Annotated in this window: 19 protein-coding genes; 8 read left to right on the top strand and 11 right to left on the bottom strand. The window is 76.0% G+C overall.

Annotated features, from left to right (window positions below):
* Positions 1-2: 2 nt before the first annotated feature.
* Together ACX9I7_RS24460 and ACX9I7_RS24455 are read right to left on the bottom strand one after the other, a co-directional pair.
* On the bottom strand, positions 3-464 hold the full coding sequence (locus ACX9I7_RS24460; RefSeq protein ID WP_126913200.1) for a roadblock/LC7 domain-containing protein: 462 nt from the start codon (positions 462-464) through the stop codon (positions 3-5).
* Entirely contained in the window at positions 461-2,719 is a 2,259-nt protein-coding gene (locus ACX9I7_RS24455) for a sensor histidine kinase (protein ID WP_459388505.1), read from the bottom strand. Before ACX9I7_RS24455 ends, ACX9I7_RS24460 begins: the two co-directional genes overlap by 4 nt.
* A 275-nt stretch (positions 2,720-2,994) precedes the next feature.
* Between ACX9I7_RS24455 and ACX9I7_RS24450 the strand changes: the two genes are divergently transcribed.
* Entirely contained in the window at positions 2,995-3,375 is a 381-nt protein-coding gene (locus ACX9I7_RS24450; protein ID WP_387576148.1) for a hypothetical protein, read from the top strand.
* Between the two features lie 35 nt (positions 3,376-3,410).
* Here ACX9I7_RS24450 and ACX9I7_RS24445 read toward each other — a convergent pair whose 3' ends face one another.
* From ACX9I7_RS24445 to ACX9I7_RS24425, 5 genes are all read right to left on the bottom strand, one after another.
* Complete coding sequence (locus ACX9I7_RS24445) at positions 3,411-8,108, bottom strand: hypothetical protein (RefSeq protein WP_459388504.1); 4,698 nt, start codon at positions 8,106-8,108, stop codon at positions 3,411-3,413.
* Positions 8,109-8,162: 54 nt separating this feature from the next.
* Complete coding sequence (locus tag ACX9I7_RS24440; protein ID WP_459388503.1) at positions 8,163-9,056, bottom strand: hypothetical protein; 894 nt, start codon at positions 9,054-9,056, stop codon at positions 8,163-8,165.
* A gap of 58 nt (positions 9,057-9,114) precedes the next feature.
* Complete coding sequence (locus ACX9I7_RS24435; protein ID WP_189454189.1) at positions 9,115-10,656, bottom strand: hypothetical protein; 1,542 nt, start codon at positions 10,654-10,656, stop codon at positions 9,115-9,117.
* 180 nt (positions 10,657-10,836) lie between these two features.
* Complete coding sequence (locus ACX9I7_RS24430) at positions 10,837-11,805, bottom strand: DUF979 domain-containing protein (protein ID WP_387576155.1); 969 nt, start codon at positions 11,803-11,805, stop codon at positions 10,837-10,839.
* On the bottom strand, positions 11,802-12,500 hold the full coding sequence (locus ACX9I7_RS24425; RefSeq protein ID WP_459388502.1) for a DUF969 domain-containing protein: 699 nt from the start codon (positions 12,498-12,500) through the stop codon (positions 11,802-11,804). The genes ACX9I7_RS24430 and ACX9I7_RS24425 overlap by 4 nt, the downstream gene beginning before the upstream one ends.
* A gap of 167 nt (positions 12,501-12,667) precedes the next feature.
* On the opposite strand from ACX9I7_RS24425, the gene ACX9I7_RS24420 reads away from it, so the two are divergent.
* Genes ACX9I7_RS24420 through ACX9I7_RS24405 form a run of 4 tightly spaced genes read left to right on the top strand, consistent with a single transcriptional unit; the run spans position 12,668 to position 15,583 of the window.
* Positions 12,668-13,321 carry a GntR family transcriptional regulator gene (locus ACX9I7_RS24420; protein ID WP_459388501.1) on the top strand — a complete coding sequence of 218 codons (654 nt, stop codon included), beginning with the start codon at positions 12,668-12,670 and terminating at the stop codon, positions 13,319-13,321.
* Positions 13,318-14,076 (top strand): LamB/YcsF family protein, encoded by a 759-nt coding sequence (locus ACX9I7_RS24415; protein ID WP_387576161.1) that lies wholly within the window; start codon positions 13,318-13,320, stop codon positions 14,074-14,076. Before ACX9I7_RS24420 ends, ACX9I7_RS24415 begins: the two co-directional genes overlap by 4 nt.
* Positions 14,073-14,723: a 5-oxoprolinase subunit PxpB gene (gene pxpB / locus ACX9I7_RS24410; RefSeq protein WP_459388500.1), complete on the top strand. Its 651-nt coding sequence runs from the start codon at positions 14,073-14,075 to the stop codon at positions 14,721-14,723. The genes ACX9I7_RS24415 and pxpB overlap by 4 nt, the downstream gene beginning before the upstream one ends.
* Positions 14,720-15,583 (top strand): 5-oxoprolinase subunit C family protein, encoded by an 864-nt coding sequence (locus ACX9I7_RS24405; protein ID WP_459388499.1) that lies wholly within the window; start codon positions 14,720-14,722, stop codon positions 15,581-15,583. Before pxpB ends, ACX9I7_RS24405 begins: the two co-directional genes overlap by 4 nt.
* On the opposite strand, the gene ACX9I7_RS24400 is transcribed toward ACX9I7_RS24405, so the two are convergent.
* Together ACX9I7_RS24400 and ACX9I7_RS24395 are read right to left on the bottom strand one after the other, a co-directional pair.
* On the bottom strand, positions 15,487-16,734 hold the full coding sequence (locus tag ACX9I7_RS24400) for a glycosyltransferase family 4 protein (protein WP_387576167.1): 1,248 nt from the start codon (positions 16,732-16,734) through the stop codon (positions 15,487-15,489). The genes ACX9I7_RS24405 and ACX9I7_RS24400 overlap by 97 nt on opposite strands.
* 86 nt (positions 16,735-16,820) lie before the next feature.
* Positions 16,821-16,964 (bottom strand): hypothetical protein, encoded by a 144-nt coding sequence (locus ACX9I7_RS24395; protein ID WP_358622748.1) that lies wholly within the window; start codon positions 16,962-16,964, stop codon positions 16,821-16,823.
* Between the two features lie 147 nt (positions 16,965-17,111).
* On the opposite strand from ACX9I7_RS24395, the gene ACX9I7_RS24390 reads away from it, so the two are divergent.
* Positions 17,112-17,597 (top strand): SPW repeat protein, encoded by a 486-nt coding sequence (locus ACX9I7_RS24390; protein ID WP_459388498.1) that lies wholly within the window; start codon positions 17,112-17,114, stop codon positions 17,595-17,597.
* A gap of 64 nt (positions 17,598-17,661) precedes the next feature.
* Here ACX9I7_RS24390 and ACX9I7_RS24385 read toward each other — a convergent pair whose 3' ends face one another.
* The gene (locus ACX9I7_RS24385; protein WP_387576171.1) at positions 17,662-17,859 is read right to left on the bottom strand and encodes a hypothetical protein; all 198 of its coding nucleotides are present in this window, start codon (positions 17,857-17,859) and stop codon (positions 17,662-17,664) included.
* A 209-nt stretch (positions 17,860-18,068) separates the two neighbouring features.
* On the opposite strand from ACX9I7_RS24385, the gene mdlC reads away from it, so the two are divergent.
* Together mdlC and ACX9I7_RS24375 are read left to right on the top strand one after the other, a co-directional pair.
* Positions 18,069-19,670: a benzoylformate decarboxylase gene (mdlC, locus tag ACX9I7_RS24380; RefSeq protein ID WP_459388497.1), complete on the top strand. Its 1,602-nt coding sequence runs from the start codon at positions 18,069-18,071 to the stop codon at positions 19,668-19,670.
* 173 nt (positions 19,671-19,843) lie between these two features.
* Positions 19,844-21,265 (top strand): cytochrome P450, encoded by a 1,422-nt coding sequence (locus ACX9I7_RS24375; RefSeq protein WP_459388496.1) that lies wholly within the window; start codon positions 19,844-19,846, stop codon positions 21,263-21,265.
* Between the two features lie 140 nt (positions 21,266-21,405).
* Here the strand turns inward: ACX9I7_RS24375 and ACX9I7_RS24370 are convergent, their stop codons facing one another.
* Positions 21,406-21,843 carry a helix-turn-helix domain-containing protein gene (locus ACX9I7_RS24370; protein WP_459388495.1) on the bottom strand — a complete coding sequence of 146 codons (438 nt, stop codon included), beginning with the start codon at positions 21,841-21,843 and terminating at the stop codon, positions 21,406-21,408.
* Positions 21,844-21,911 lie beyond the last annotated feature (68 nt).

Here is a 21,911-nt window from a genome sequence, read left to right as displayed (position 1 = left end):
GGTCACTCGCCGGCGACGCCGGTGCGCGGAGCGGTCGCCAGGTGCGCGCCGACCCGCTTGACGAGCAGCGTCATCTCATAGGCGACCTGGCCGATGTCGGAGTCGGCGTCGGCGATGACGGCCAGGCAGCTGCCGTCGCCGGCGGCGGTGACGAACAGGAACGCCCGGTCCAGCTCGACCATGGTCTGGCGGACCTCGCCCGCCGAGAAGTGGCGGCCCACGCCCTTGGCGAGGCTGTGGAAGCCGGAGGCGACGGCGGCGAGGTGCTCGCCGTCCTCCTGGCTCAGGCCCTTGGAGCTGCCCTTGGCCAGACCGTCGCTGGAGAGCACCAGCGCCTTGCCGACGCTGCCGACGCGCTCGACGAGGTCGTCGAGGAGCCAGTTGAGCTCGCCGGATCCGGCGCCCGGGCGGGCCTCGCCCGTCGCGGACGGAGTGTTGCGTATCGCGGCCTGGTGTGCGGTCATCGACCGTCCCCCTCAGTTGTCGTTCCTGGTGCTGTGGTGCTCGTCGTCATCTCATTGTCCCCCCGTGCCCGTTGCCAGCCGCGCTGGAGGGCGGCCATCCTGGCCCGCACCTCCTCGGCGTCGCGGTCGGGCTCCGGGACGGGAGGGGTGCGGGGGGCTTCCGCCGGGGCGGGCTCCCGCAGCTGTGGGGCGAGGCTGGCCTGCCGGACGCGCCGGGGCAGGCCGCCGGTGGGGGTGCGCTCGTCGTGGGGGCCGTCGGTGGCCTGCTGGTGGGTCTCCTCGGGGAACACCGCCCGGCGGCCCGGGGTCCGGACGACGGGCCGGCCGCCGGTGTCCTCCCGGTCGGCCCGCGTGCCGCCCGGGGCGCTCTCGGAGAGCAGCGCCGACGGGATGAGCACGACGGCCGTGGTGCCGCCGTACGGGGAGGGCTGGAGGGAGACGCGGACGCCCTGGCGGCGGGCGAGCCGGCCGACGACGAACAGGCCGAGGCGATCGGTGTCGGACAGCTCGAACTCGACAGGATCGGCGAGGCGGAGGTTGGCCTCCAGCAGCGCGTCGGCGCCCATGCCGAGGCCCCGGTCGTGGATCTCCAGGGCGAAGCCGTTGGGGACGCGCTCGCCGAGGACGTGGACGGTGGTGTGGGGCGGTGCGAAGACGGTGGCGTTCTCGAGGAGCTCGGCGAGGAGGTGGGTGAGGTCGGCGACGGCGGGGCCGTCGAGGGCCAGCCGCGGCAGCCGGCGCACCTCGATCCGCTCGTACGCCTCGACCTCGCCGACGGCCGCCCGGACGACGTCCATGAGCGGGACGGGTCTGCGCCACTGCCGGGAGGGTGCGGCGCCGGAGAGGATGACCAGGCCCTCGGCGTGGCGGCGCATCCGGGTGGTGAGGTGGTCGAGGCGGAAGAGGTCGGCGAGGTGGTCGGTGTCCTCGGTGCGGCGCTCCATGGCGTCGAGCAGGGTCAGCTGACGGTGCAGCAGGATCTGGTTGCGGCGGGCGAGGTTGACGAAGACGTCGGAGACGCCGCGCCGCAGGTCGGCCTGTTTGACGGCTGCCTCGACGGCGGCCCGCTGGAGGGTGTCCAGGGCCTGGCCGACCTGGCCGAGCTCGTCGGTCCCGCGGGCGATCCGGGGCACCTCGGCCTCGACGTCGACGCGCTCGCCCGCCGCGAGGCGGCGCATCACGGCCGGCAGCCGGACGCCCGACGCCTCGTGGGCCTCCTTGCGCAGCCGGTGGAGGTCCTTGACGAGGCCCCGTCCGACGCGGAAGGAGATGACGACGGTGCAGACGAAGGCGATCAGGCCGAGGAGGCCGGCGACGACGGCCTTGGTGATGACGCCGAGGGCGACGGGCCGCACCCGGGCGCCGAAGCGGTCGATGGCCTCGGTGCTCATCCGGCCGAGGTCGTCGAGGACGGGCGTGACGGTGCTCTGCCAGCGCCGGGCGTCGATGGTGTGGGGGGCCCGGGCGGAGCCGGCGAGGACGACGGTGTCCTCGGCGGAGCGCAGCGCCTCGGCGTTGGTGCCGCGCCAGTAGTCCTCGTAGGTCTTCTGCTCGGCGACGGGCAGCACGGCGAGGTGGGTGTTGTAGAGGGTCCGGCGTTCGGCGATGTGGTCGGAGAACGCGCGTAGATCCTGGCGGCTCATGCTGCCCGCGGCGAGGGCGGCGGCCAGCAGGGCGTCCTCGCGGGCGACGGCCTCGCGGGCGCGGCCCAGGCCCACCATGGCGCGGCTCTGCCGGTCCGTCTCGGCGTCCTGGAGGGCGGCGAGGCTGCCGAGGAAGTCGTAGTAGGGCTCGATGACGTCGTTGTACGCCTGGAAGGCGGCGTAGCGGGTGAGGTCGGCGTCCTCCGCCTTGCGGCGCAGGCCGGGGAGGCCGTCGAGGGACTTCTCCAGGATGCCGAAGCGCCGGGCGGCGGTGGCGCTCATGTCCTCGCGCACGTCGCCGTGGATGCCGGCGCGGAAGACGGCGACCGCCTTGTCGGTGGCGCGCTGCTCGGTGCGCAGTTCGTCGAGGAGGTCGGCGCGGCCGGGGTCGGCGAGGTGGACCAGGGTCTGCCGGCGCTCCTTCTGGAGGGTGCGGACCATGTCCCCGGCGGGGTAGCCGACGGTCCGCATGACATCGGCGGCGTCCATCAACTGGACGGCCTCGTTGCCGGTGATGACGGTGGCGAAGACCCACAGGCCGGTCAGGGACACCAGGGGCACCAGGAGCAGCGCCACGATCTTCCGGCGGATCGACTTCCCGCGAAAGCGCATGGCCTCCCCTACGTCAACCCCGGCGCACGGGGATGGTGTTCCGACGGATCGTGGCGACAGATCGTGGCGACAGTGATGCGCCGTGAGCCTACTACTGCGAAGTACTCGGCTCGAAGGCCAGTACGTCCGGGGCACATCGGTCCGGCCGGATTTCTCCCTGTTCCGCGGGAACCTTCGGGGCGTCCCGTTCGCTCTTCCCTCACAGGGGAGGCGGGGCTGTTCCGGGCGCTTCGGGAGAACCCGTGCGGGGCAGCCACAGGGGGAGGTGAGCCGCCATGGACCTGGAACGTGACGTCTCGTCCCATCAATCGGGCGCGCGCAGGCCGTTGTGGGTCGAGGAGCCGGCGCGCAGGCCGCGCATGCCCGATCCGGTGCGGTCGTCCGCCGTGCGGGCGGTCCTCGTCATCGCGGGGACGCTGGAGGTGACCACGGTGACGGTGCTGTTCGGCCTCGCCGGTACGTGGCTGGTCCTGCCGGCCGTGCTGTGCGCGGTGGCGGGGACGGTGGCCGCGACGTGGGCGGTGCTCGATGTGTGGGTGACGCGGCAGGTGTGGCTCCAGCGGCACGGTGTGGTGTCCGTGCCGAGCAGCTCCGCGCGGGCCGTGCGCCGCGCCCGGCGGGCGCGGTTTCCGGGGGCGGTCAGCCCGGGGCCGTAGGCCGACGACCACAGGTCGCCGGCCCACGATCCGGGTCAGGCGTGTGCCGCCTCCTCGGACGGGCGGACGTACATCCGCGTGGCCGTGATCTCGCCGTGCACCTTCTCCGCGTCCGGATCCTGGGGCTGGGGAAGGCCCGGGCGCAGGTGCTCCTCGACGCTGATGTACTTCAGGCCCGCCCGCAGGTCCGCGTCGTTGCGCAGCCGGATGACCAGCGGGAACTCGGCGAGGGCCGTCGTGTCGAACAGACCGGTGGTGTAGAGCAGCTGGACGCCCAGCGCGTCGGCGACGGCCCGCTGGAGCTCCAGCAGGTACGTGGCGTTGGCGCGGCCGATGGGGTTGTCGAGGAACAGCGTGCCCGCGTGCGCCTGCTTGTCGCGACCCCGGTCGTTGCTGCGCAGCGCCGCCATGGTGCAGTACAGCGCGATGGCGGCGGTCAGCAGCTGGCCGCCGGAGAACACGTCGCCCATCTGCCGGACCGGCACGCGCTCGGCGCGCAGCACCGCGTCGGGCTTGAGGATCTCCACGGCCACGCCGCGCGGCAGCAGCGCCGCCTGCACACCACGCAGCAGCAGCGACATGCCGTCGCGGCGCAGGTCGGAGTTCTTCTTGACGGCGGAGCGGGTCGCCTCGTCGATGACCTCGCCGAGCCGCTCGGTGAGCGTGGCCTGGTCGGGGTCCTCGAAGCGGATGCGCAGGAACTCCTGACCGGACCACTCCCCCAGGCCCTCGGGCAGCCGGGAGAGCCGCTGCGCGGAGCGCAGGGTGGTCAGCGAGGACTCCACCAGCCCGCGCAGCCGGTCGACAATGCTGTCGCGGTTGCGCTCCAGCTGCTCCAGCTCGTCGGTCAGGACGCGCAGGCGGGGCGCGAAGGCCTCGGCCCAGGCGGTGGCGTGCTCCGGCAGGGCGGCGGCGGGCAGTTCGCGGATCTGCTGCCGGGCGGGGGTGCGCACGTGCTCGTAGCGGGTGGAGTTGGCGTGCCGGACGAGCACGTCGCTCGCCTCGCGGACGGCGGCCTCGGCGGCCGACAGGTCGCCCGCGCAGCCGCGCAGGGAGCGCCGGCTCTCGGCGGCGGCCTGCCGGGCCTCCTCCAGCGTCCCGGTGTACGGCTCGGGCTGCTCGGCGTCGTCCTCGGGGGTGTTGTCGCGCAGCAGGTCGCGCAGGAGCGCGGCCGTGTCGTCGAAGCCGGTCGCGGCGTCCTCGGCGGCGCGGTGGGCGCGCTGCAGGTCGCCGTGGGCGGTGCGGGCGGACTCCAGGGCCTCGGTGCGGGCGGCGAGTTCGCCGGTGGCGGTGCGCAGCAGTTCCTTGGCCCGCTCGGCGCCGTCGGGCACGAGCTCCTCGGGGAGCTCGGTGTGGGCCTCGCCGTCGGCGGGGGCGAGGCGCTCGGCCTCGCCGCGCAGCCGGCCGAGCTGCTCGCTGGCGGCGGACGCGCGGGACTCCAGCATCGTCACGAGCGATTCGGCGCGGGCGGCGGCGGCCTGACGGGACGGGCCGTCGGCGCCGTCGGTGCCCTCCAGGAGCTGGGCGGCGCGGGTGCGCACCTTGTTGGTGAGGCGGTCGAGTTCGGCGCGGGCGGCGGTCTCGTCGCTCTCGGCGCGGGCCTGTTCGGCGCGCAGGTCGGCGCCGACGCCGACCTTCTCGTAGAGCTGGGAGGCGGCGCGGTATGCCTCGCGGAGGGCGGGCAGGGAGGCGGTGGGGGCGTCGGTGGTCCCGGCGACGTCGTCGGGGGCGCCGGCGATCTCCGCGCGCTCGGCGCGCAGGGCGCGGGCGGTGCGGTGGGCGTCGTCGGCCGCGCGCTGGGCGGCGCGGCGGTCCTCGTCGGCGGCGCGGGCGCGGTCGACGCAGATCTCGGCGCGCTCCTCGGCCTCGGCGGCCTCCTCGGCCAGTTCGCGGAGCCTGCTCTGCCAGGTGGCGCGCTCGCGCAGCCGGTAGGCGAGGCCGGCGAGGGCGTCGGCGACGCGGCGGGCGCGCTGGGCGGTCTCCTGGCGCTCGTCGCGCTCCCGGGCCGCCTCGGCGGCGGCCTGGTCGGCCTCGGCGCGGGCGGTACGGGCCTCGGCCAGGGTCTCCTGGGCGGTGTCGGCGGCGGCGCGGCAGCGCCCGGCCTCGGCGGCGAGCTCGGCGAGCCGCCCGGCGGGGCAGCCGGCGCGCCAGGACGAGAGGCGGGCGGCGAGGGTGCGGTCGCCGGTGAGGCGGGCCGCGACGGCGCGGATCTCCTCGTCGCGGGCCAGGGCCCGCTCGCGCAGGGCGTGCCGCTCCTCGTCGGCGGCGCGCTCGTCGTGCATGGCCGGGTTCGGCGGGACGAGGAACACGCCGTCGCCGGCGTCGCCCTCGCCCCGGGGGGCGGGTGCGAGCAGCGCGGCGGCGGTGCCGACGGCCACGGCCGAGCGCGGCAGCAGGGAGGCCGCGCCGAGCACCTCGCGGGCCCGGGCGTGGGAGTCGGTGTCGGTGATGACGACGCCGTCGACGAGCTCGGGGCGGGCGGCCAGGACGGCCGCGTGCCGGGCCGGGTCGACGGACTGGGCGAGGTAGCGCCAGCCGGGCAGGGCGGGGATGCCGTGCTCGCCGAGGTACTCGACGGCGGCCAGCACGTCGGGGCTGGGCGGCAGCAGGCCGCCGTCGCCGAGGGCGCCGAGGATGCGGGAGTCGTCGGCGGCGGCGGTACGCAGGTCGAACAGCTGCCGTTCGGCGGCGGCGACGTTCTCGTCGAGCAGCTCGCGCAGGGCGTCGGCGCTGCGGTCGAGCTCCTCGGCGGTGAGCGCCCCACCGGGGGCGCTGCCGCGCGGGGTGCCCGACTCGCCGGCCGTCCCGCCATCGCCGGGTGCGTCGGCGGCCGGGCCGCCGGAGGCGCTCGCGCCGCGCTGGCCCGGGAGCTGGGCGGAGGCCGTCGGTTCGGGCAGGCCGAGGAGCTCGACGAGGCGGCGGTCGGCGCCGATGGACTCCGCCGCCCGGCGCTCGGCGTCGTACGCGGCCTCCGCCGCCGTGGCGGCGTCGGCGGCCCGCGCGGCGGCGAGCTCGGCGCGGCCCTCGGCCGCGGCGGCCTCCTTCGCCCGCTCGGCGGCCTGCCGGGCGCTCTCGCGGGCGGTCTCGTACGCGGCGACGGCCGGCTTCTCGGCGTCGCTGGCGGCGAGCGCGGCACGGGCCGGGTCGGCGTCGGGGCCGCTGTCGTCGATCCAGCCGGCGCGGACCGCCTCGGCGGTCTCCTGCTCGACCTCGGCGAGGCGCTGGCGCAGGTGGCCCGCTTCGCTGCGGGCCCGCTGGGCCTCGGTGGCAGCGGACGTGGCGTCCCGGTGGGCGGCCTCGCCGGCCTCCTGGAGGGCGGCGGACCGTTCCTCCTGCTCGTCGGCGAGCCGCTCGCCCTGCTCGGCGGCGGTGTTCAGGGCCCGGACGAGCTCGGCGGCGGCCAGCGTGCGGGCGGCCAGCGCCGGGGCGGCGTCCCGCTCGGCCTCGTGGATGGCGGCGGCGACGCGCGCGGAGCGGTCGGCGGCGGCGCGGTGGCGCAGCACGGTCTCGGCGGCCTGCCAGGCGGAGTGCAGCGTACGGGCGTCGTTGAGCTCGCGGCGCTGGGCGGCGGCGGACTTCTCGGCGGCGGCCAGCGCCAGGGAGGCGTGGCGGTAGGCGAGTTCGGCGGCGACCAGGGAGGCTCGGCCGCGCCCGGTCTCGGCGTCGGTGACGGCCTGCGCGGCGGCGGCGACCCGCTCGGCGAGCTCGACGGCGCGGCCGCGCTCCTCCGCGCCGCGCGCGGACAGCCGGCGGGCGAGGAGGCGGGTGCGGCGCTCGGCGCCGGTGTGGACGCCCCGGGCCCGGTCGCGCTGCTCGGCGGCCTCCGCGATCCGGGAGAGGAGGTCGAGGGAGCCGGCAGTGAAGTCCCGTTCGGCGGTCAGCTCGGCGCGGCGGCCCAGCTTGTGGGCGAAGCCGTGCACCAGGTCGGCGAGGCCGTCGGTGTCCCGGGTGTCGGTGACCGCGCGCAGCAGCAGGTCGGTGAAGTCGGAGTCGTTCTTGACGGCGAAGAGGCCGGCGGCCTCGCCCTCGTCGGCGTTCATCTCGCGCTGGTAGCGGAAGAGCTCGGGGTCCAGGCCCAGCTCGCCGAGGTGCTCGTTCCAGCGCTCGTGGATCTCCTCCCACACCACGTCCAGGTTGGGGTACGCCTTGCCCGCCTCGGTGAGGGCGTCGCGGAAGCCCTTCATGGTGCGGCGGCGTCCCCGGGCGCCGGAGGCGCCGTCCGCCTTGGGGCGCATCGCGGTGGACTCGGCGACGGGCAGCGAGTCCAGGCTGAGGCCGGGGCCGGGCCGGAAGGAGTACCAGGCCTCGGCGAACTTGCGGGGGTCGTTGGAGACCTGGCGGCCGCGCCACTCGCTGACCTTGCCGACGACGACGCTCTCGCCGGTGAGGACGTGCTGCCACTCCAGGGCGACGTGGCCGCAGTCGTCGGCGAGGAGGAACTTGCGGAGCACGCCGGAGCTGGCTCCGCCCAGGGTGTTGCGGTGGCCCGGCAGCATCACCGAGAAGATCAGCTTGAGGAGGACGGACTTGCCGCCGCCGTTCTCCAGGAAGAGCACGCCGGCGGGCGCGGGGCGGCGCGGCGGGCCGACGGGCTCGTCCTCGAAGAACTCCGCCTGCGTGGGCGCGGGGTTCGGCACCGGCGCGCCGACCCCGCGCAGGTCCAGCACGGTGTCGGCGTAGCGCGCGCCGGCGGGCCCGATGGAGTAGAGGCGGACCCGGGACAGCTCGTACATGGCGGCGGACTCTCGTTTGCTTGTCTCTGGTTGACGGTTGGGGCGGTTCGGCGGCTACGCGTGGAAGGGCAGGCCCGCGTCGGCGACCAGTTCGAGGTCGTCGGTGTCGTCCGGCGGGAGCAGGGTGGGGGTGCCGTCCCCGACGGGGACGACGCCCAGCTCCAGCAGCTCGGCCATGGCGGCGGTGCCGGCCATGTCGCGGACCTGGAGCTGGTAGCGGGCGGTGGTGCGGAAGGCGCCGCCCGCGTCGTCGCCGGTGCGCTGGAGGAAGCCGGAGTCGACGAGGAAGGCGACGGCCTTGGCGATGATGCCGGTGGTGGAGCCGGCGAGGCGGCGGGCGTCCTTGGTGGCGCCGGTGGCGCTGCGGCGCGCGTAGACCCGCCAGGCGGCCTCCAGGCCGGGGGCGTCGCTGGTGGGGTCGGTGTTCTCGCCCTGCTCGGCGGCCCGCTCCTCCAGCCGGCGGCAGGCCTGGCGGACGAACGCGTCGATGCCGTTGACGGTGACGCGGCCGATGTAGCCGTCGTCGGCGAGGTCCTCGGGGCGCGGGAAGGCCATGGCCGCGACGGCGAGGTGGGCGAGGCCGTGGAGGAAGCGGTCGCCGGAGTCGACGGCGGCCCGGCGGGCGTAGTCGCCCATGCGGACGGCGAAGACGGAGTCCTCGGCGGCGGTGACGGCCATGCCGGCGCGGGTGGAGACCTCCAGCACGACGAGCCCGAGCCCGGCGGCGACGGCGTCGGCGAGGCGCGCGAACGCGGGGTCGTCGCGGTGCCGGCGCAGCAGGTCGGCGTACTCGGCGTCGCGGGCGGGCTGGAGCTTGGGCTGGAGGCCGAAGGCGATGAGGCGGGCGGCGTCGGCGGCGTCGGCGGGCGTCACCTGCGCGGTGGCGCTCGCGACGGGGGGCTCCGGTGTTTCCGGCTGCGCCACGTCGTTGGCGTCGTACTCAGTCACGTTCGCTTGCTCCTGCTGGGGGTCCATGGGGGTGGGGTTCGCTCGCCGCCCGAGAGGCTCACGACGCCTCCGCGCGGTCCGCCGCCATGCCGGCGGCGTCCAGGAGGGCCTTGCCGACGATGAGGTCGGCGCCGCCGAACTCGGGGTCGTCGAGCGGCGTGCCGTCGTCGACGGCGAAGAGCAGGGACTGCTCGCCCTGGCGGTAGGCCGTGCCGACGGAGGGGCTGGCGGCGTGGACGGCCAGCAGGGCGACGAGGTAGGGCAGTTCGGGGTCGCGGCGGCGGGCCTCGGCGAGCAGGCCGGAGAGGCGGCGCGGCGCGTCGGCGGGCAGGTCGAGCAGTTCCAGGGCGCTCGCCAGCTGCTCCTCGCTGAAGCGGCTGTCGTCGGGCGTCTCGACCAGGTCCGGCTCGGGCATCTCCGCGCCCAGGTGCTCGCGCTCGACGGGCGGCGTCAGCAGCATCTCGACGAGGTCGCCGACGCGCACCGAGGCCGGGACGCGCAGGCCCGTGCCCCGGGCGAAGAAGGCGTCGGTGACCCGGCCCGCCCGCTCCAGGGGCAGCGGCAGCACGGGGGCCAGGAGCTGGCCGTAGAGGTCGAGGCCGGCGTGGGCGGCGGGGGTGGCGAAGGCCTGCCGGTCCTGCTCGGCGCGGAAGAGCGGGCCGGCCTCCAGGAGGCGGGACTGGAGCTGGGTGTGCCGGCGGATGCAGTCCTTGACGATGTCGACGAGCTCGGCGGCGCGCCGCTTGTGCTCGGCCGTCTTCGGGTCGACGGCGGCCTCGGCCTCGTCGCGCGCCTTGCGGATGTTGGTGAGGATCGCGTTCTCGTGGCGGTAGCGGTCGGCGACGTGGTCGAGCGCCTCGGCGATCATGTCGGGGACGGCCTGGAGCCAGTCGACGGCGCGGACGTTCCGCCGGGTGGCGTCGAGGGTCTTGCGGAGGGTCTCCGCGTACTGCACGGTGCGGTAGCGGGCCTGCTCGGCGGCGAGCTGGGCGTCGGCGAGCCGGCCCCGGCTGATGAGGACCTCCAGCTTGACCTCGGCGGCGATCTGCGCGCTGGTGACGTCCGTGTCGAGGGCGCCGACCAGGACGTTGACGGCCTCGTCGGTGGTGCGCAGGAAGACCGTGCCGCCGGGGCCGGGGACCTCCTCGATGAGCTTGAAGTCGTAGTCCCGCCTGACGTACGCGCCGTCGGCGCCGAACGTGCCGTAGACGGCGCGGAAGCCCCGGTCGACGCTGCCGACGTTGATGAGGTTCTCCAGGACCCAGCGGGCGACGCGCTCGTGCTCGGCGGCCGGCCGCTCGGGGGCCTGCGCGGCGACGCGCGGCTGGAGCCTGGCCACTATCTGCTCGTGGTCGGCCCCGGTGTCGAAGTCCATGTTGAGCGTGACGAGGTCGATGGCGGCCAGCGCCACCTCCGCCATGGCGTAGACGCCGAACTCCCCCGCGAGGTTGGCCTTGCGCACGTCGAGGTCGTGCAGCGGCGCGGTGCAGGCGAGCGCGCGCAGCCGGCGGGCCAGGCCCTCGTCGGCGGCCGGGCCCGGGGCCGGCCGGGAAGGCCCGTTGAGCTGGGGCGGAACGGCCGCCGGGGCTGCAGAAGTCACGTCGCACAGAGTAGGCGGTCGCACCGACAACGGACGAAACGGCACGGGGGTCGCCCGGCCGCGGGCCCCTAAGTCTAGGGCGGGGCCCGGCCGGGGCGGACGGCGGCCCTCCGGCTGCGTCCGTCAAACCGCTTACCGTCCGTCCGACCGCGTACCGCCCGTCAAGCCGCGTACCGCCCGTCAGACCGCGAAAACGGACATGATGCCTATATTGCAGCCGAGCAGGACGAACGCCGTGGGCAGCTGGGCCTTGATGGGCCCGTACTGGTCCGTCAGCTCCAGGAGGGCGGCCGGGATCAGGTTGTAGTTCGCCGCCATGGGCGTGACCAGCGCGCCGCAGAAGCCCGCGAGCATGCCGACGGCGAGGACGGCGGCGGGGTTCCCGTGCGCCTGCTCCACGAGGACCGGCCAGCCGACGGCGGCCGTCATCACGGGGAAGGCCGCGAAGCCGTTGCCCATGACGGCGGTGAAGAGGAACATGCCGCAGCAGTAGACGACGACCGCGAGGAACACCGAGCCCTCCGGCAGGACGGCCGCGGTGAGGCGGCCCACCTGCTTGCCGACGCCCGCGTCGGCGAAGATGGCGCCCAGCGTGGCGAGCATCTGCGGCAGCAGCATGGCCCAGCCCGCGGACTCCAGCATCGAGCGCCCCGCGTGCAGCGGTACGGACAGCCGCCGCTCCCGCAGCATCACCATGCCGAGGACGAGCGCGACGACGGCGCCGACGCCCAGCCCCAGGACGGTCTCGCTGCCCTTCTGGAGGACCGGCTGCCCGCCGAGGGACAGTCGCTTCAGCCCGACCGCGCACACCAGGGCGACGGCGGGAACGGCGAGGGCGGGCACGAAGAGCGCGTTGCCGTGCCGCCGCGCACCGGCCGCCCGCCGCTCGGGGCCGGCGGTGCGGGGCGTACCGCGGCCGGTGAGGCCGAAGCCGGCCAGGCAGGCCATGACGAGGACGGCGGCGCCCAGCGGTTCGGGCGGGGCGCCGCCGTCGGCCACCCAGGTGCCGTAGCAGAAGCCCGCGCCGAGCAGGCCCCAGAAGGCGGCGGTGCCCAGGCGCCGGGGGTTGGTGCGGTCGGCGAGCATCTGGGCGGACATCGCCAGGAGGACGCCGCCGACGAGCCAGTAGAACCACTCCGCCTTGATCACTTGGTCGCGCCCTCCGGTTCCCTGGGGGATATCGGCGGCTGCGCGAGGGTCCGGTCCAGGCGCAGCAGCCGCCAGCCGTGGACGGCGAGGGCGCACAGCGCGGTGGGCACGGCCCACAGCGCGAGGTCCAGCGGCTCCAGCCGGGTGTGGTAGGTGGTGTTGACGAATCCGGTGATCAGCAGGATCGAGCCGACGGCGAGGAAGACGTCCTCGCCGAAGAAGAGGCCGACGTTGTCCGCGCTCGCGGCGTACGAGCGCACCTTCTCCCGCGCGCCGGCGGACAGCGGCCCGTGGCGGCGCTCGGCCGCGCCCTCCGCCATGGGCGCGGCGAGCGGGCGGACGGTCTGGGCCTGCCCGAACACGCCGTTGAGCCCGAGGGCCGCCGTGAGCTGCCGCAGCAGGAGGTAGAGGGCGAGGAAACGGCCGGCGGTGAGCCCGGCGAAACGGCCCATCAGGTGCCGGGCCCGCTCCTGGAGGCCGTGGCGCTCCAGCAGGCCGATGACGGGGAGGGTGATGACGAAGACGGTCACCGCGCGGCTGGAGGCGAAACCGGTGCCGAAGTCGGCGAGGATCCGCTGCGGCGACAACCCGCCCAGCAGGCCGGTGGCGATGCCGGCCGCGCCGACCACCAGCAGGGGGTTGCGCCTCGTGGCGAAGCCCGCCACGACCACGAGGACGCCCAGGAGTACGAGCATGCGTGGGGGCCTTCCGCATTCTCGGACCTCACTCGACGAGGTGAGGCGACTGCGGAGGACGCTAAGATATTGTTCAACAATCCTCAATAGGTGACGCCGAATCAGCCGGATCGGTCGGCGAACCGGCGCCGCCGATACGGATATCCGTCGAGCCCGTGGGAGAGTCCATGGCACGGACCACCGCTTCCGGCGCCCAGCGCGCCGCCGCGGCGCTGCGCGACCGGATCGCGGACGGCCAACTGCCGCCCGGCACCCAGCTGTCGGAGGAGGCCCTGGGGCGGGAGCTCGGGGTGTCGCGCAACACGCTGCGCGAGGCGTTCCGGCTGCTCGTCCACGACAACCTCGTCGTCCACCTCCTCAATCGCGGGGTGTTCGTCCGGGTCCTGGAGCCCGTCGACGTCGCGGACATCTACCGGATGCGGGCGGCTTTGGAGACCGCCGGCGTCCGGGCCGCCGCCGGTGCGCCGAGCGCCGCGCGGAGGGCCGTCACGGCCGCCGTGGCCGAGGCCGAGCGGGCCGCCGCCGACGGTGACTGGCGGCGGGTCGGCTCGGCGGACCTGCGCTTCCACCGGGCGCTCGCCGCGCTCACCGGCAGCGCGCGCGTGGAGGAGGCGATGGACCGCCTGCTGGCCGAACTACGGCTCGCCTTCCACGAGATGCCCTCGCCCCGGCGCTTCCACGAACCGTTCGTCGCCCGCAACCGCTCGATCGCCCGGCTGCTGGCGGAGGGCGCCCACGAGCGCGCCGAGGCGGAGCTGACCACCTATCTGGACGACGCGCTGGCGATCGTCCTCGACGCGATGAGGGAGACCGACCGATGACGCCGATGGACCTCAACGCCGACCTCGGCGAGGGCTTCGGCCGCTGGCGACTGACCGACGACGACGCCCTGTTGTCGGTCGTCACCAGCGCCAACGTGGCCTGCGGCTTCCACGCGGGCGACCCCTCCACCATGCGGTGGGTGTGCGAGCGCGCCGCCGAACGCGGGGTGCGCGTGGGGGCCCAGGTCTCCTACCGCGACCTCGCGGGCTTCGGCCGCCGCGCCATGGACGTGCCCCCGGACGAACTCGCCGACGAGATCACCTATCAGATCGGCGCGCTGCGCGTCTTCGCCCGGGCCGCCGGGACGGACGTGACGTACGTGAAGCCGCACGGCGCGCTCTACAACCGCGTGGTCACCGACACCGAGCAGGCCGAGGCCGTCGTGCGCGGGGTGCTGCGCGCGGGCGGGGCGCTGCCCGTCCTGGGCCTGCCCGGGTCGCGGCTGCACGAGGCGGCCGGACGCGCCGGACTGCCCGTCGTCGCCGAGGCGTTCGCCGACCGCGCCTACACCGCGCTCGGCACGCTCGTGCCGCGCCGGGACCCGAGGGCCGTGGTCCACGACGCGGACGCGGTCGTCGCCCGGTCCGTCCGTATCGCCCGGGACGCGGACGTCACCGCGCTCACCGGTGAGGACGTCGCCGTCCCGGCGCGTTCGCTGTGCGTCCACGGCGACACCCCGGGGGCGGCACTGCTGGCCCGGCGGGTGCGCGAGGCGCTCGAGACGGCGGGCATAGCGGTGGAGGCGTTCGCGTGAGCGCCTCCGGCGGCTATGGCATACAGCGCGTCCTGCCCGTCGGGCGGCACGCCCTGCTCGTGGAGGTCGCCACCGCCGAGGAGGCCCAGGCCCTCCACGCCGAACTGCTGCGACGCCGCGACGCGGGAACCCTGCCGCCCGTGCGCGAGATCGTGCCGGCGGCCCGGACCGTGCTGCTGGACGGGCTCGCCGACCCGCGCGGCCTCGCCGCCGCGCTGCCCCGCTGGGACATACCGCCCGTGGCCGCCGCCGACGCGCCCCTCGTTGTGCTGCCCGTCCGCTACGACGGAGCCGACCTCGCGGAGGTCGCCGCGCTGTGGGGGATGAGCGAGGACGAGGTGGCGCGCGTTCATTCCGGCATCGAGTTCCGCGTCGCCTTCTGTGGCTTCGCGCCGGGATTCGGCTACCTCACCGGCCTTCCGGAGCGTCTGCACGTACCGCGCCGGGCCACGCCGCGCACCTCCGTGCCCGCCGGCGCGGTCGGGCTGGCCGGCCCGTACACCGGCGTCTACCCGCGCTCCTCCCCCGGCGGCTGGCAGATCATCGGGCGGACGGACGCGGCGCTGTGGGACCCGGACCGGGAGCCCGCGGCGCTGCTCGCGCCGGGGACGCGGGTCCGCTTCGAGGAACGGGGGCGACGGGCGTGAACGCTCTCACCGTCGTGCGGGCCGGGGCGCTCACCACCGTCCAGGACCTGGGCCGGCCCGGCCACGCCCACCTCGGCGTCCCGCGTTCCGGCGCCCTCGACGAGCCCGCCCACCGGCTCGCCAACCGCCTGGTCGGCAACCCCGTCGAGCACGCCACGCTGGAGACGACCCTCAGCGGCTGCGCCGTACGGGCCGACGCGGCCGTGACCGTCGCCGTGACGGGCGCGCCCTGCGCGGTACGCGCGGGTGGGCGGCCGGTGGCGTGGGGCGCGCCGGTGCGGGTGCCGGCGGGGGCGGTCCTGGAGGTGGGCGCCGCCACGGCGGGGCTGCGCTCGTACGTGGCCTTCGCGGGCGGGGTCGCGGTGCCGCCGGTGCTGGGCAGCCGGTCGCGGGACCTGCTGTCGGGGCTGGGCCCGGAGCCGCTCTCCGACGGCGCCCGGCTGCCGCTGGGGGCGCCGTCCGGGGCGCCGGCGGGCGTCGACGCCGTGCCGTGCGGGGCGTTGCCGCTCGGCGAGCTCGTCCTGCCGGTTGTTCCCGGGCCACGGGCGGACTGGTTCGCGCCGGAGGCGGTGGGGGTGCTGGCGGGGCGCGGTTTCCGGGTGTCGTCCGCGAGCAACCGCATCGGGCTGCGGGCGGACGGGCCGGGGCTGCCACGGGTCCGGGGCGGTGAGCTGCCGAGTGAGGGGCTGGTGCGGGGGGCTGTGCAGGTGCCGCCGGACGGGCGGCCGGTCGTCTTCCTGGCCGACCACCCCACGACGGGGGGCTACCCCGTCATCGGCGTCGTCCCCGGCCCGTCCCTCCCGGGCGCGGCCCAGTCCCCACCGGGGACGCCGATCCGGTTCGTGGTGCGGCGGGGGTGACCGGGCGGCCGTGGGGGCGCCCCCGCGCGCCCTCCCGACCGTTCCGCGAGGACCTCGCGGTAGTGGTCGAGGAGCTGGTCGCCGATCGCGGTCCAGGTGCGGGTCAGAACCGTGGCGCGCCCTGCGCGCCCGTAGGCGTCGCGGGTGCCGCGCGCGGCCTCGAGCGTGAGGACCGCGTCGACGAGGGCCTCGGGGTCGCGGGGGCGGACGAGCAGGCCCGTGCGGGCGTGGTCGATGAGGTCGAGGGGGCCGCCCACCGCCGGCGCGATGACCGGGACGCCGCTGGCCTGGGCCTCCTGGATGGTCTGGCAGAACGTCTCCTGGGGGCCGGTGTGGACGAAGACGTCCAGCGAGGCGAAGACCCGGGCGAGTTCGTCGCCGGTGCGGGTGCCGAGGAAGCGCGCCCCGGGCAGCAGGGAACGCAGCCGTGCCGCGTGCGGGCCGTCGCCCGCGATGACGACGCGGACGCCGGGCAGGGCGCAGACGGGGGCCAGTAATTCCACGCGCTTCTCGGGCGCGAGCCGCCCCACGTAGCCGACGATCAGCTCGCCGCCCGGCGCGAGCGCGCGCCGCAGTTCCAGGTCGCGGCGGGCGGGGTGGAAGCGCTCGGAGTCCACGCCGCGCCGCCACAGCCGGATCCGGGGCACCCCGTGCGCCACCAGGTCGCGGACGGCCGCGGCGGAGGGCGCGAGGGTGCGGTCGGCCGCGCCGTGGATGGCGCGCAGCCGGTGCCAGGCGTAGGTCTCGCCCGCGCCGACGTAGGTCCGGGCGTAGCCGGCGAGGTCGGTCTGGTAGACGGCGACGGCCGGGGTCCCGAGGCGCCCGGCGGCGCGCAGGGCGCGGGCGCCGAGGACGAACGGGCTCGCGAGGTGGACGACGTCGGGCCGGTGGGCGCCGATCGCGGCGGCCAGCCGCCGGCCCGGCAGCGCGACGCGGACCTCCGCGTAGCCGGGCAGCGCGACGGACCGTACGCGGACGACCGGGCAGGGGGCGGACGCGCCGGCCCCGGGCTCGGTGCCCCGGGGCGCGGCGGGGGCCACGACCAGCGGTTCGTGGCCGCGCAGCACGAGGTGCCGGGCGGTCTGCCAGGCGCAGTGCGCGACGCCGTTGACGTCGGGCGGAAACGATTCGGTGACGATGACGACACGCATACGGCTGTTGTCGGCGTTCCGCACGCCCGACGGGCCACGTGGATCTTTCCGCCCGGGAAACGTCCCGTGAGCGTCAGGTCGGTCCCTCAGTCCATGCCGCGGACGATGTGGGACTCGGCGGCCTCCGCGCCCTCCGGATCGTCCTCGGCGGGCGGGGGTGCCGCCTTGTCCGGGGCGTCGGGGATCGTGCGGGCGCGCGTGCGCTCCTCGGTTCCTGCGGACTCTTCCACGGTTGGGTCGCCTCCCCCTGCCGTTCGGTTCTGACCCGTAAGCCTTCCCCCTTCCCTCACTCGATACACCGCCCATTTAGGTGAATTAAAGGGTAATTGGGGTAAAATGGCACCAGTCCGAACCCACAGGGAAAGAAGGTGGCTGACGTGACCGCCCCTACGTCGCCCCGGATCGAAACCCACCCCGACATCCTGGCGCTGCGCGCCCACTCCGAGGAGACGACGGCGACTCCCGCCGCCCAGGCCGTCGAGGCCCTCGCGCTCCTCAGCGGCGTGTATCTGGCCGCCTCGCCATGGATCGTGGGCTTCAGCTTCGCCACCAACCTGGCCATCAACAATCTGATCGTGGGCATAGCCTTCGCATGCCTGGTCGGAGGCTTTGGCTCCGCCTATGAACGCACCCACGCCATGAGCTGGGCAGCCGTCGGTCTGGCCGTCTGGACGATCGTCTCCCCATGGGTCGTCGCAGGCCACACCCTCGTCACCGCCTTCATCACCCGCGCCGTCGTCAGCAATGTCGTCATCGGCGTCGTGTGCTGCCTGGTCGCCCTCGCCTGCGCCCGCATGGGCCTCGCCAGGGGCGCTCCCGGCAAGGACACCCTCGGCAGGGGCACCGCGGGAGGCCGCCGCTGACCCCCGCCCTTCCCCCTCGTCCTCGACGCCCCGCCGCCCGCTCGCCCGGACGGCGGGGCCGTCGTCATTCGCCCTGCCGGTCGGGCCCGGTGACGGCGGGCGCGGCGGCGGGCGCGGCCGTCTCTCCGCCGGGGCGCACGCCCTCGCCGCGCTCCCCCGCCTCGCCCATGACGCCCCCACCCGTGACGGCCTCGCCCGAGACGGCCCACCCCGACGGCCCGTCGAGGGCCCGCCTCGCCCGCTTGCGCAGCTCGGTGTTCATGTCTCTGCGAATCCGTCGGATGATCTGATCCATATCTGGCATACGGGGGACGCTAGAACCCGCCCGGCGGCAACATCCCGCAGGCCAGGGCGTATTCACCCGCTCGGATGAATACTCAGGTGATCTTCCGGGGTCGTGGCTACGGCGGGCGGGAACGGGCAATGCTCCCCTCCCCCGATCGGCCCACGGATCCCAAGAGGTGCCAGGCGATGACGACCGTACGCGCAGCCACTCGTGAGCTGTTGCGGTCCCGCGGAGCGACGACGGTGTTCGGCAACCCGGGCTCCACGGAGCTCCCCTTCCTCCAGGACTTCCCCGAGGACTTCCGGTACGTCCTCGGTCTGCAGGAGGCCGTGGTCGTGGGGATGGCCGACGGCCACGCCCAGGCCACCGGGCGCACGGCCCTGGTCAATCTCCGCTCCGCGTCCGGGGTGGGCAACGCCATGGGGGCGATCGTCACGGCGGCCGCCAACCGCACGCCGATGGTGGTGACGGCGGGGCAGCAGGTGCGGGCCATGATGACCATGGAGGCGCTGCTGACCAACGTCGACGCCACCCTCCTGCCGCGCCCCGCCGTGAAGTGGGCCTACGAGCCGCCGCGCCCCCAGGACGTGCCGGCCGCGCTCGCCCGGGCGTTCCACATCGCCGAGAGCGCGCCGCGCGGCCCGGTGTTCCTCTCCCTCCCGATGGACGACTTCGACGTGGAGCTCGACGCGGCCGAGGCCCGGGCCGCCCGGCACGCCGCCGCCCGTCGGGTCGGCGGGGCCGCCCGGGCGGACCGCGCCGAGGTCGAGGCGCTCGCCCGCAAGCTGATGACGGCGGTCGATCCCGTGCTGGTGACGGGTGGCGCGGTGGACGCGGAGGGGGCCTGGGACGCCGTCGTGGCGCTCGCCGAGCGGCGCGGGCTGCCGGTGTGGGCTTCGCCGGTCGAGGGGCGCGTGGGCTTCCCGGAGAGCCACCCGCTCTACCGGGGCGTCCTGCCCCCGGCCATCGGGCCGCTGGCGCAGACCCTCGCCGGGCACGACCTGGTCCTGGTGGCCGGCGCGCCCGTCTTCCGCTACCACCCTTACGTCCCCGGCCCGTTGCTCCCCGAGGGCACCGCGCTGACGCTGCTCACCAGCGACCCCGGCGAGGCCGCCCGGGCACCCGTCGGCGACGCGCTGGTGGCGGGGCTGCGGCCCACCCTTGAGCTGCTGTGCGAGCTGGTGGACAAGCGGGGGGACGACGAGGCCGCGCACCGCGCCGACGACACCCCCGTCGAGATCCCGGAGGCCGACGGGGAGCCGATGTCGGCGTCCATCGCGCTCGCCGCCATCGCCGGCGCGGCCCCCGCCGACACCGTGTGGGTCCATGACTCGCCCTCCACCGTCCAGGCGTTCCGCGACCACGTCCGCGTCGACCGGCCCGGCTCCTTCCTGGCGGCGACGGGCGGCGGGCCGGGCTTCGGCCTGGCGGCCGCCGTCGGGGCGCGGCTCGGCCGCCCCGAGCGGCCGGTGGGGGCGCTGGTGGGCGACGGCTCCGCGCAGTACGCCATCACCGCGCTGTGGACGGCCGCCGCCTACCGGGTGCCCGTCACGTTCGTGGTCCCCGCCAACCGCGAGTACGCGGTCCTGAAGTCGTTCGGCCGCTTCGCGAACGCCCCGGACGTCCCCGGGCTCGATCTGTGCGCGCTGGCGCGCGGCTACGGGGTGCCCGCGCACCGGGCGACGGACCCCGCCCACCTCGCGGAGCTGGTCGGCGCCGCCACGGCCCGCCCGGACGGTCCCGTCCTGATCGAGGCCCCGGTGACCACCGTGCCGCCCGTCCTCTGACACGTCCCGCTCCTGGTGCCGCGCGCGGCGGCGTCCGTCCGCGCGCGGCCGCTCCACCACGTCTTCCACCGGCCCCCCACCGCATGGAGCTGCATCATGCCCGTTTCCGTGACAAGTCCCCCGGAGAGCACCTCGCCGCCCACCGCCCTCACCGAGCCGGGGGAGGTATCGGCGTGACCCGGACGAGCGAGACCTCCGCCACCACGGCCGTCCAGGACCCGGCGGGCACCGCCCTGCCGGTCGCCTCCCGGAGCGAGAACCTGCGGCTGACGCTGGGCTACTTCCTGCCCGACTACCTCCGGGGCGTCTTCCGCCCCCGGCCGCGCGTCGCCCGGCTCGTGGCCCGGCTGGACCACGGCCGGCGCGGCGCGGAGCTGATGCGCGCCCTGCGCCGGCGGCACGGGAAGGGACCGGTCGTGGTGCGCGGCACCTCGGGCCCCACGCTGCTGGTGCTGGACGCCGAGGACGCCCGGCAGGTGCTGGCCGGGCCGGTGGAGATCTACGCGGTGGACACCTGGGAGAAGGTGAGCGGCTTCGCCGCCGTGCAGCCCGAGGCGCTGATCGCCTCGCACGGCCGGCAGCGCACGGCCCGGCGCGCCTTCAACGACGCGGTGCTGGACGCGGGCTGCCCGGCGCACCGGCTCGCGGGACACTTCCTGCGGGTGGTGGGCGAGGAGGCGCGGGCGCTGCTGGGCCCGGAGGCGGAGGCCGGGCTGCCGGCCGACCGGGTGCGCGAGCGCCTCGACCGGGTGGGGCGGCGCTGTTTCCTGGGCGACGCGGCCGCCGACGACCTGGAGTTCTCCCGGCTGCTGGACGAACTGCTGGCCGAGGCCAACTGGATGGGCGCCCGCCGCTGGCGGACGGCGCGCACCCGTCGGCTGCGGCGCCGGATGATGCAGCGGCAGGCCCGCTACCTGTGCGACGCCGATCCGCGCAGCCTCGGCGGGCTGTTCCGGACCGTGCCCCGGGGCCCGGAGACGGCTCCCGAGGGGCAGGTCGCGCACTGGTTCATGGCGCTGGCCCCGTTGCGGGCGGCGGTGGTGCAGACGCTGGCCCTGCTCGCGACCCACCCCGCGCACTACCGGCGGGCCGCCGAGGAGGTGCGGGACGCGGACCGGGCGCACGGCGCCCATACGGTGCCCGGGTATCTGGCGATGCCCTATCTGCGGGCCTGTGTGCTGGAGGCGACGCGGCTGTGGCCGCCGGTGCCGAACCTGACGCGGCGCACCACCGCCGAGACCCGCTGGCGGTCGGCGGTGGCCCCGGGCGGCGTCAACGTGCTGGTGCCCGCCGCGTTCCACGCGCGGGACGCGGAGCGCGTCGACCACGCGCACCGGTTCGCGCCCGAGAAGTGGCTGGACGGCACGGCCGAGCGGGACTGGGCGGTCAGCCCGTTCGGCCGGGGCGAGGCGCGGTGCAGCGGCATGGAGCTGGCGCTGCTGCTGGCCACGGGGTTCGTCGCCGAGTTCCTGCGCGGCGGCGAGCTGGCCGTGGCCGGGGTGCGGCTGGGGCCCAAGCGGCCACTGCCGTACGCCTTCGACGCGACGCGGCTGCGCGTCGGCTACCGCCCCTACCGGACGCCGGAGGGGTCGTGACGGCCGTGGCCGCCGGCCCGGCGCCGACACGACGGGGGGCGTGTACGCCGAACCCGGGCCGCGCGGCTCCGCGTTCGACGACGCGGCGGTGAAGAGACCCCGGGCCGGGGGAGTGCGGGATCCCCCCGGCCCGGAGCGTGTCAGCGGCCGGCGGCCACGGGCTGCCGGCCGGTGCCGTGGTCGCCGCTCTCCAGGGCCTCGGCCGTGGCGTACCAGCGCTCCTCGCGCAGCTCCGCCAGGCCGTGGCCGGCGAGACCGGTGACGTGCTTGAGGATGGTGCGCGCCTGATAGCCCACGGCGACGCACAGTTCGTCGACGGAGGCGCCCTCGGCGCCGCGGGCCAGCAGCCCGTCCCAGGTGCGTGCCTCATGGCGGCCGAGCTCGGGGACCGCCCTCGGCCGCGCCTCCGCGCGCGGCTCGGCGCGTACTTCCGTGCGTGGCTCGGGGCGTGTCTCCGCCCGGTGCTCGGCCCGGTGTTCCGGCCTCGGTCCGGGCCGGGCGGCGGGGCGGGTGAGACCCACCGGGCGCGGCGTGCGGTTGACCCTGCGGTGTCGGCGGCCCTTCTGGCGCTTGCTCATGGCTGAACCACTGCTCCGTCCTGCGTCGTCGATCCTGCGGTGCCGGTGCGTCAACCCGCCGCGACACC

The organism is Streptomyces sp. L500, from assembly GCF_054551825.1.
This window is presented reverse-complemented; position numbering and strand designations above follow the sequence as displayed.

Coding starts and splice junctions, on each gene's coding strand:
- ACX9I7_RS24370 (WP_459388495.1), bottom strand. CDS start 21,843: ATGAGCAAGCGCCAGAAGGGCCGCCGACACCGCAGGGTCAACCGCACG.
- ACX9I7_RS24450 (WP_387576148.1), top strand. CDS start 2,995: ATGGACCTGGAACGTGACGTCTCGTCCCATCAATCGGGCGCGCGCAGG.
- ACX9I7_RS24445 (WP_459388504.1), bottom strand. CDS start 8,108: ATGTACGAGCTGTCCCGGGTCCGCCTCTACTCCATCGGGCCCGCCGGC.
- ACX9I7_RS24460 (WP_126913200.1), bottom strand. CDS start 464: ATGACCGCACACCAGGCCGCGATACGCAACACTCCGTCCGCGACGGGC.
- ACX9I7_RS24385 (WP_387576171.1), bottom strand. CDS start 17,859: ATGAACACCGAGCTGCGCAAGCGGGCGAGGCGGGCCCTCGACGGGCCG.
- mdlC (WP_459388497.1), top strand. CDS start 18,069: ATGACGACCGTACGCGCAGCCACTCGTGAGCTGTTGCGGTCCCGCGGA.
- ACX9I7_RS24420 (WP_459388501.1), top strand. CDS start 12,668: ATGGCACGGACCACCGCTTCCGGCGCCCAGCGCGCCGCCGCGGCGCTG.
- ACX9I7_RS24425 (WP_459388502.1), bottom strand. CDS start 12,500: ATGCTCGTACTCCTGGGCGTCCTCGTGGTCGTGGCGGGCTTCGCCACG.
- ACX9I7_RS24400 (WP_387576167.1), bottom strand. CDS start 16,734: ATGCGTGTCGTCATCGTCACCGAATCGTTTCCGCCCGACGTCAACGGC.
- ACX9I7_RS24455 (WP_459388505.1), bottom strand. CDS start 2,719: ATGCGCTTTCGCGGGAAGTCGATCCGCCGGAAGATCGTGGCGCTGCTC.
- ACX9I7_RS24415 (WP_387576161.1), top strand. CDS start 13,318: ATGACGCCGATGGACCTCAACGCCGACCTCGGCGAGGGCTTCGGCCGC.